The organism is Metabacillus niabensis, from assembly GCF_902829255.1.
Lineage (GTDB): Bacteria > Bacillota > Bacilli > Bacillales > Bacillaceae > Metabacillus > Metabacillus niabensis.
Window position 1 is genome coordinate 1 of record NZ_CADEPK010000130.1, and the last position, 10,272, is coordinate 10,272.

5 protein-coding genes and 1 pseudogene are annotated in these 10,272 nt (G+C 37.7%); 5 read left to right on the forward strand and 1 reads right to left on the reverse strand.

Annotation, left to right across the window (positions count from 1 at the left end; all coding sequences use genetic code 11):
* Window positions 1-318: 318 nt before the first annotated feature.
* Window positions 319-1,023: pseudogene (locus tag HU235_RS10960) on the forward strand (class I SAM-dependent methyltransferase).
* Between the two features lie 85 nt (window positions 1,024-1,108).
* Here the strand turns inward: HU235_RS10960 and HU235_RS10965 are convergent.
* Window positions 1,109-2,002: an AraC family transcriptional regulator gene (locus HU235_RS10965; RefSeq protein ID WP_095300204.1), complete on the reverse strand. Its 894-nt coding sequence runs from the start codon at window positions 2,000-2,002 to the stop codon at window positions 1,109-1,111.
* Between the two features lie 162 nt (window positions 2,003-2,164).
* Between HU235_RS10965 and HU235_RS10970 the strand changes: the two genes are divergently transcribed.
* The 4 genes from HU235_RS10970 (at window position 2,165) to HU235_RS10985 (ending at window position 10,061) form a co-directional block, all read left to right on the forward strand.
* Entirely contained in the window at window positions 2,165-4,099 is a 1,935-nt protein-coding gene (locus tag HU235_RS10970; RefSeq protein ID WP_174880247.1) for a glycoside hydrolase family 127 protein, read from the forward strand.
* Window positions 4,100-4,376: 277 nt separating this feature from the next.
* A complete protein-coding gene (locus HU235_RS10975; RefSeq protein ID WP_174880248.1) occupies window positions 4,377-4,832 on the forward strand; it encodes an SRPBCC family protein in 456 nt (151 codons plus the stop codon).
* Window positions 4,833-5,228: 396 nt separating this feature from the next.
* The gene (locus HU235_RS10980; RefSeq protein WP_174880249.1) at window positions 5,229-8,984 is read left to right on the forward strand and encodes an alpha-L-arabinofuranosidase C-terminal domain-containing protein; all 3,756 of its coding nucleotides are present in this window, start codon (window positions 5,229-5,231) and stop codon (window positions 8,982-8,984) included.
* A gap of 135 nt (window positions 8,985-9,119) precedes the next feature.
* Window positions 9,120-10,061, forward strand: coding sequence for a glycoside hydrolase family 43 protein (locus HU235_RS10985; RefSeq protein ID WP_174880250.1), 942 nt, complete (start codon window positions 9,120-9,122; stop codon window positions 10,059-10,061).
* Window positions 10,062-10,272 lie beyond the last annotated feature (211 nt).

The window sequence follows — 10,272 nt, forward strand, 5'->3', positions numbered from 1 at the left end:
GCTTTTAGTATTAGTTGTTATTTGTTAAATATAACCTTCAATAAAATACTCTATAAAAAAACTAATACATAATTTTTGATGACAGATAAGATTGCTTTTTTATTATAAGATTATGTTAAAGAGTATCGTTCATTGGAGCGGATCCATGAGACCCCTATGAAAAAAGTGTGCTAGACCTATAGGCGCCTGTTCTAAAGGAAATCATATCCGTCGGCGTAAAGTGAAGAACGTAGCAACAAAGTTTAACAGAGCTATGATAAAAGCAACTTCCAAATCTTTTTAATGTAAGGGGTTTATTTAGACTCTGGAGGGTTAGCGATGAATAGAATCGAGCTTATTAGAATTGAGGAAAAGAAATACCATGATGCTTGCTATGAAAACTATAAACTATTTGTGTAGGGCTCTTGGTTACATAAGCCTGTTAAAACGGTTTTAGACGTACTACCACAATTTAAGAAAAATGAGAATATGAAGGTTCTAGATTTAGGGTGTGGTGTCGGGAGAAATAGTATTCCGATAGCAGAAGCAATTAAACATAGAAACGGGAAAGTTATTTGTATAGATTTGCTTGATTCAGCATTAACGAAGCTAAAGGAATATAGTGTCAAATACAATGTTGAAGACGTCATTGATATGGAAAAGGCTGATATTGGAAGCTATGAAATTAAGCAAGATGAATATGACTTTATTGTGGCGGTTTCAACACTAGAGCATGTCGGTTCTGAACAAATATTTGAAAATGTAATCAAACAGATGGCAGCAGGCACAAAGCAAAACGGGGTTAACTGTTTAATTGTAAATTCAGAAGTAGAAGAAATAGATTTAGAGACAAATGAAAGACTGGAGGCGCTAATGGAAGTTAATCTATTAACTGACATCATGATGTCTAAATTAACGAGCGTTTATAAAGGCTGGGAAAAAGTAAAAAGGGTGATAAAGCCACTAGAATTTACGATTACGCGGAATGAAAAACGAATATTGTTGAAAACAAACGCGATTACTTACGTTGTTAGGAAATGCTAAGAATTACATGACTAGAAAAGGTAAGGGTATTAGAAGCCCAGAAATTCTTTCGTCCCATTCACCTATATAAATACCCTTAATCGTTTTATTTATTATTCATATGAGTTCTATAGTACGCATTGCGAAATTCTGTTGGTGTCATGTTTTCGTATTTTTTAAAAAGCCTCATAAAATACTTCTCATCCTCTATGCCTACATGATTTGTAATGACTTTTATCGGCAGGGAAGTGCTAGATAGTAGCTCCTTCGCTTTGCTAATTTTCATGAGATTGATATATTCAACGATATTTATCCCTGTTTTCCGTTTGAAAAACCGAGAAAGATAGTCTTTATTATAATTAAATTTCTCTGCAAGCATTGTTACTGTTATTGTTTTGCTACTATTTATACGAATCCATTCCTTCATTTTTTCGAGCTTAATGTCAGCTTCTGTTTTATGCTGCTGCGTTTTCATCAGTGAACTCATTTGTTCAGTAAGCTCAATTAATAATGACGTAAGCTGAAAATGAACGGCTTGGTTTGTGTAATAAGCTGATTTGGCGATATGAAGCAGTTGTTGGCACTGGATTTGAATTCGCTCTATGCTATTTGGTGTTGAAAAAACCGGTACATATACATTTGTGTTGTTCCGTTGTGAAATTGGTTGATTCCAAGCAAGAGTAATGTCACGGACGAGGTCATTTTTGCTAATAAGCTCGCTACTACCTGAACAATGAAAATGAAACCAATAGAAGGATAGATTTCCTGGGCTGATTTTGTAGCCTTGGTGTAGATGATTTGGAAGCAGGAGCAAGACATCTCCAGGGTTCACCTTATATTGGGTTTCATCTTGTTGGATAAATAAAGTTTGTTCAATACCAATGATAAGTTCATAGCTGTTGATTACCCGTTTTGAGTGTATCCAAGGTTCATCAGAGTGGAATAGTCCCCCAGATATGTATTCTAATGGTTGATGTATATCTGCTTTTAATATATCCATCTACGAAACTCCTTATCGTTAATAACCTAAGTGTAAAATGAGAAGGTCAATTTTGTCCACCTTTTGTTTATTTAGCACTACCGACTAACTCTTTCTTGCATGTTATTCTAGTCATTAGATATGTAAATCAATGCCTTTAAAAATCGTTTGGAGGAGATCCATATGAAAAAAACTATTGCTCAAAACAAGGTGAAGATAACAGACAGCTTTTGGAGTCATTATTTAGAGGTTGTGAGGGAGCAAGTGATTCCATATCAATGGGAGGCATTAAATGATAGGATACCAGGTGCTGCACCAAGTCATGCTATCGAAAATTTTTGCATTGCAGCAGGTGAAACAGAAGGTGAATATTATGGGATGGTGTTCCAGGATAGTGATGTTGCGAAGTGGTTGGAAGCGGTTGCGTATAGTTTGGAAAATCATCCAGACGAAGAACTTGAACAAACAGCTGATCAAGTCATTGCATTACTAGGTAGAGCACAACAGGAAGATGGATATCTTAATACTTATTATACGGTAAAGGAACCTACGAAGCGCTGGACAAATTTACGTGACAATCATGAATTATATTGTGCAGGTCACTTAATTGAGGCCGCTGTTGCCTATTATCGGACAACAGGTAAGCGAGAGTTTCTCGATATTATGTCACGTTATGCTGACTATATTGATACTGTTTTTGGTAAGGAAGAGGGGAAATTAAAAGGATATCCAGGACACCAGGAAATTGAGCTAGCTCTTGTCAAATTATATGAAGTAACCAATAATGACAAGTATTTGAATCTAAGCAAATATTTTATCGATGAACGAGGCAACTCTCCTCATTATTTTGATATTGAGAAAGCAAAACGAGAGGATGCCAACCCGTTTTGGTTCAATAATCAATATACGTATCATCAAGCACATCTACCTGTTCGTGAACAAAAGGTTGCTGTTGGTCATTCAGTTCGTGCTACATATATGTATACGGCAATGGCAGATCTTGCAGCGAAAACAGGTGATGAATCATTAAAGTCTGCATGTGAAGCACTTTGGGAAAATGTCACTGAAAAGCAAATGTATATTACAGGTGGCATTGGTTCGATGGAATTCGGTGAAGCATTTTCATATGACTACGATTTACCGAATGACCTTTCCTATACAGAAACTTGTGCATCCATTGCATTAGTATTTTGGGCAAAATCAATGCTAAATTTAGAAGCAGATCGGCATTATGCAGATGTGATGGAGACGGCTTTATATAATGGGACAATAAGTGGTATGGATTTAGATGGGCAAAAGTTCTTTTATGTTAATCCACTTGAAGTAGTACCTAAAGCATGTGAAATCCGTCGCGACAAAAAGCATATAAAACCTGTAAGACAGCCTTGGTTTGCTTGTGCTTGTTGCCCTCCGAATTTAGCGAGGTTAGTTTCTTCAATCGGGCATTATATTTATGGACAGAACGATTCACATGTCTACGTTCATTTATATATGGGAAATGAAACAAACATGGAGGTTGCCGGAAAACAAGTTTCAATCTCTCAAAAAACAAATTACCCTTGGGATGGAAATGTTGTAATTAATATCAATCCGGAAGAAGAACATACTTTTACTCTAGCAGTACGGATGCCTGGCTGGGCAAAAAATGGAACCGTCATGGTGAATGGAGAATTGATTGATTATGTTCCTTTGATGGATAAGGGATATGTCTATATAAGTAGAGTCTGGAAACGAGGGGATACGATAGAGCTTTCCTTTCCAATGGATATAACGCGAATTCAAGCGAGTCCATTTGTCCGCCAAAATGTTGGAAAGGTTGTGATACAGCGTGGCCCTGTCGTTTATTGTTTAGAGCAAGTCGATAATGGTGACAACCTTCATAGCATTCTATTGCCAAGGGATACAGAATTAAGGGCAGAGTTTGAAGCAAATTTACTAAATGGAGTTGTTGTGATAACAGGTGAGGCAGAGAAAATTGTAGAATCTGCTTGGGGCAACAAATTGTATCGTCCGGTATCAGAGGATATAACACGGGTTCAAATTAAAGCAATCCCTTATTATGCTTGGTGTAACCGAGAACCAGGTGAAATGATTGTTTGGATTAATGAGAAGAGATAATGAAATAAATAGGAAGAATAGAGAAGAAAGAGGATGACTCAAAAAGGGTCTGGCCCTCAAACAAACACAGGTATATAGTAACTAACCTCATGATTAGTCTATATATTATGTTTGAGGGGCTGAACCTTTTCTTTGAGCCACCCTCTCTTTGAGCTTTAAAAAAATGTATTTCCATACATCTATTTTTCAGGACTAGAGATCGTTTACCTTGAACTTATTGGTATAATACTAGTTAGACATATACATGAATTACTGAAATATTCTAGGAGGTAATTGCTTGACAATTCGCTTTGAAATACAAAAAAACTTTAACGTATCACAGCAAACAACCTATTCTAGTTTGCTTGATCTGGATGCTGCTAAGCACTGGATGCAAGGTTTTGTTGGTATCGAGCGCTTGGATGGTGGACCAATAAAGGTGGGAAGCCAGTGGAGGGAAACTAGGAAAATGTTCGGGAAGGAAGCAACCGAACATTTCGAGGTTATCGAACTTGAGGAACCAAATAAAATTGTCCTTTGCTGTGATGGCGCGAAAGGAACGACAGGCAAAGGTCTGTTTGTGTTTACCTATATCATTACTTCGTCAGGGAACGAATCAAACGTAGTATTACACGGTGAGATAAAAGGACTTAGCGGTTTAACGAAATTATTTGGAAAAATGATCGCTGGATCCTTTAAAAAGGCGTGTGAAAAAGATTTGGATGCACTAAAAGCTTATTTGGAAAATGAGTGAAGCCTCCGAATGATTATGTATCGTATATGATTAATAAGAGAAGCTTCAAATTCTAAGTCACCATTACTGGTGGCTATTTTATTTGAATGGAACTGTACGTTTATCAATATTTAAGTTCCCTATTAAACTTTACATGTGCGTACATGGGGTAGGTAATTGGTATCAATATTATTAAAGGAATAAGATTGAGTAATGGTAAGCAGTAACATAGATTTATCAAGGTATTTTGACAGGGATAGAAAAACAGAGGAATTCTGTTGGAAAAATAATAGATAACGATTATAATAGTTGTAAGTACATGTTTCTTTGTGAGGATTTTAAAATCTACACACAAGTTAAATGTTTTTACAGATAAAGTTGTACTTACCTCTATTATTCTAGCAAAGGAGAGCATCTATGAAACGAAACGAGAGTAATATTTCATATAACGACCGTATCATTGCTCATTATTATTTTGATGATCCTGAAAATATCGGAAAAGACAGCTCAGGGAGTGGAAATGATGCCATAACAGAGGGAGTAACAAGCCCTATCGTTGAAACAGTAGGCGGCAGAACAGCTGTTACGCTTGCCGGTGGAAAAAACGGCACTTCTTATATAAAGCTTCCTTCTGGTTTACTCAAGGATATTAACGACAATACGGGGATTACGGTTAGTACATGGGTTTACTTGAAAAAGGGTACGAATGTTTGGGAAAGAATTTTTGATTTTGGTAAAGGGTCAGCAGGCCCATACCTTTTTCTAACAAGAAATTTACGGGGCACATGTTTTGCTGGAGCTGATCTTGTTGCAGATACTGGGAGAACGTATTCTTCAGGTGAATGGATTCATGTTGCCATGTCTGTTACTGGTACAGAGGGTGGGACGTTAAGCAGTGCAGGTCCTGTTATTTATGTGAACGGTGAAGTAGCTGCAGACGGTTCGATTAGTCAAACTTCAAGCGGAACGTATGCAAAGCTTCGCAGTTGGTTTGAAACATTCGAGGATCCATCTAATTACAGTTATAATTACATAGGAAGATCACAGCATGAAGCAGATGCGGATTTTAACGGTTCCATATCTGACTTCCGGATTTATAAAGCAGGGTTTACGCAGGACGAGATTATTGAGGTAATGTGTGAATCTTTAACAGATGCTGAAATTGTTCAGCTTGCGAAGGATAAATATTTATCTTTCCCGATTACGATCGTCTCAAATGATCTGTCATTGCCATCCTCGCTTATGGGAGGAAAGGTCGAGCTATCTTGGAAGTCGAGTGATCCTGTATCGTTATCGAATGATGGAATAGTAGGTGAAATCAGCAACCCTAAAGGTGTTACACTAACAGCTATTTTAAGCAAGGGAGACTATACTACAGAAAAGGAATTTACAGTATCTGTCCTTCCTAAAGAGCTTCCATCTCATCTGTTAACAATTGACGGAAGCAACGATGTATTAGATATTAGTGAGACGTTATACGGACTATTTTATGAAGACATTAACAATGCAGCGGACGGTGGAATATATGCAGAGCTTGTACAAAACCGTTCCTTCGAATCATTCGTCTTTGATACGTATTCCCACGCTTCTGGGGAATGTGGCTGTTCGACAGGAAGAAACCATGAACCGTTACACGCATGGTTTGGTGATATTGATAAAGTAACCGTTAACAATACTGGTGGATTAAATGAATTTTTTGGTATCTCAGATCAAGACGTTAATTCTCATTATATAACTGCACCTGACAGAAGCACGATAATCAATAAAGGGTTTACCGATTCGAATCATCATTGTGCCATGTTTATTAAACAAGGTGACCGCTACGATTTTACGATCTGGGCAAAGGCAGAATCCGCAGGCAAAATCACATTACAATTACAAAATCAAGATGGTGAGCCAATAAGCGATACACAGACCGTACATGTTGAAGGTGGAAACAGCTGGAAAAAATACGGTGTTGATTCAAAGATTGTCTTAACTGGAACGAAAACGTCACTTGGTCAGCTTATTTTAACCTTTAACGGTGAAATCTCAATCGATATGGTTTCATTAATGCCACAGGATGTCTGGGGTGTAAATGAGGAAGAAAGATCAGAAACAGCCCATGCAAATTATAAAGGAAATCCAAACTATCGTTTAAGAAAGGATTTAGTTCATGCGCTTGTAGACCTGCATCCAACTTTCCTTCGTTTCCCTGGTGGCTGTATTTCAGAAGGCTCCTATATTTGGGATAATGTCTACGAATGGAAGGATTCTGTAGGGGATATCGAAATTCGTAAAGAAAACTTTAATGTATGGGGTTACATGATGACGATGGGATTAGGCTATATGGAATATTTCCAATTAGCTGAAGACCTAAATGCAACACCTCTTCCTGTTATGGCTTGTGGTGTACTCTGTCAGGCGCGTTCAGATTATGTCAATCCGGCAGGTGGAGAGCTAAGAGAGCATTTTGTTAAAAGCTTTACTGATTTAATTGATTTTGCGATAAGCACTGACTTTGAACAGAATGAGTGGGCTGCTTTGCGTAAAAAGATGGGCCATGAAGCACCGTTCGACCTACACTATTTAGGTGTCGGCAATGAAAACTGGGGTACTGAGTTTTTTGCAAACTTTGAATACTTTAAAGCTGCGATTGACGAATATATGGACAAGCATTATCCGGGCTATGTGCTTCATATCATTTCAACAGTTGGTGCACAAGCGGATGATGACGCATATCAGGAAGGCTGGAAGTTCTTAAGTGGAAACCTAGCAGAGCCTGCTACTGTAAGCTTTACTGACGGTAAGACAGTGACAGAAGAGGTCGTTACTTGGTATGAAAAGCAAGCGAACTACATGGATACGATTGCTGATGAGCACTACTACCGTTCAAATGAATATTTGTTAAACAATGCTGATAGATATAACTATTATTACAGAGCATATCAGCCTGACGGAAGCTTAGATGAAAAAGAAACTTCCAAGGTGTTCGTTGGCGAATTTGCTTCAACAGATAAGAATACATTAGCTGGTGCGATTGCTGAAGCAGCGATTATGACAGGCTTTGAACGAAATTCTGATGTCGTTAGATTAGCAGCTTATGCACCGTTATTTAACAAGGTCTTAACTGATGGAACGTACCGCTGGACACCAGATTTAATTTGGTTCGACGATGAAACGGTTTGGTACACACCAAATTATTACGTACAGCATCTTTTTGCAAAGTATCTTGGTAAGAAATTGTTAGGGACGTCATTTTCCACTTACAGAAATGGTCATCTTACAGAGCTTACTCCGCGAGGCGGAATCGAAATTGCGGCAGGTAATGCAGAAATTCATGTTAAGCAAGTGAAGGTAATTGAAAATATAACGGGTACAGTGCTTTTCGAACAGGACTTCACAAAGGAACTGAGCTCAGAATGGAAGGTTATCCCAGGATCTGCGGGATATACAATAGATCCGGAAAAGGGGCTTGTCTTACAGGCGCAAAACGTTGGTTTAAACGGATTATATATAATGAATGATAGCTGGATGAACTATAAAGTTGAAGTTACAGCGACAAAAGTATCAGGTAATGACGGCTTTTATGTTGGTGTAGGTTTGACAAATATTTCACAAGAGAAAAAGGATGTTCTCGAATATGCAATAGGATATAACGGAAATGCGACTGGTGTAAAGGTATATAAAGAAGGTGTTCAAGGCTACATGCTAGGTGATTACTCATCAAGTACAGCTGCAGGCAATTTGCGTACAAGCTGCTATGAGGTACTAGCTGACAATACACCATATACGATATCAGTCAATTATGGTGGAGAATCTGGAAATCGTCTTATCTGTTCTTATTCAGATGGTGCTTTTACAAGCAAAGTATTGGATTATAAGCTGGAAGCGTATAACCGGGACATTTTTAACTCTGTGACAAAGGATGAAAAACACGTCTATGTAAAGCTTGTTAATGCAGATCAATTCGAAAAAACAACGAAAGTTTCGTTAAAGGGTTTAAATGTAGCTACTAAAGCGAAACTGATTACGGTAACCGGTGATGAATCACTCGTCCATACATCAAATGTCAATAAAAAGAACGCTGAGCTAATTGTTCCATCAGAAAAAGAAATTAAGCTTGATGACAATTGTGCAATTATTCCTTTATCGGCTAATTCAGTGAATATAATTGTGTTGGATTTAAAATAAAGATTTTACGGGACATGTTTGTGAAAGCAAGCATGTCCTTGTTATCTATCAAGATGTGAAGCGATATGTTAGATTTGTAGATAATGGTGATTTAATAAATCAATGGAAATAAACACAAGAGAAAGGAAGAGTAGGATGCAAGTGTATTTATTTGTCCATTTTCGAGAAAAGTCGACTCCAGATGGTGAGCAGGTATATTTTGGGCTAAGCAAGGATGGCTACCATTGGGAAGAAGTAAATGATGGCCGGCCAATCCTATGGGCTTATTATGGAGACAAAGGTGTAAGAGATTTTACAATTATCCGCGCCAACAAAGATAAAAAGTTTTATATTTTTGCAACAGACTTAAGTCTTGCTTACGGTATGCGCAATCAATACAACAACTCCTGGGAAGAAATCGCAAAAAAGGGAAGCAAGTGTTTTTCTGTATGGGAATCTGATAACTTGGTAGATTGGTCAGAGCAACGGCTTGTGAAAATAGGCAACGAGGATTTCGGCTGTATGTGGGCCCCGGATATTATTTATGACCAAGAGCAGGATGACTATGTACTTCATTGGTCATCACCTCATAAGCATAATGATTTTGGCTGGAAGGGAATTTACTATAGCCGAACTAAGGATTTTGTTCAGTTTACCGAGCCTAAAGCATTGTATCAGAAGGAAGATAGTGGTGTGATTGATTCTGCTATTTATGAGGAAAATGGCAGTTATTATATGTTTGTAAAAAGTGAAGACAAGCCGGCAAAAATCGTGCTTATGAAGGCTGAGAAAGTAACCGGACCTTACACTCGTGTTGAAAACTTTGATAAAAGTATGGAGTCATTGGAGGCGGGACTTTATGAAGCGCCAACAGCAGTCCGGCTTGTGGATGGAAAATGGTGCTTGTTCCTTGACTTTTACGGTGTGCCTGGCGCGGGGCAGGGGTATGTTCCATTTATTGCAGATAGTCTTTCGGAAGGGAATTTTGTTCGCTCTGATCAGGCATTTGAGTTTCCATATGGATTTAAGCATGGAACGATTTTGACGATTACGATGGAAGAATACGAACGGATAAAAAATCATAAGTGGGAAGAGTAATGGTTAGCAATTGAATTGACAAGAACAAATAAGAATATCGTTTTTTATGGCTCTGTTAAACCTAGTAAACAAGTGTACTCTTAGTCTCGTTTAACAGAGCCAATTTTTTAAAAATTACATTTGAAATGGTAAAGCTAGTAAAATAAGTAGGAAGACATTTTTTATTGTTTCATTCTAAAATGGATTTGTTCTATTTTGTTCGTTATTATAC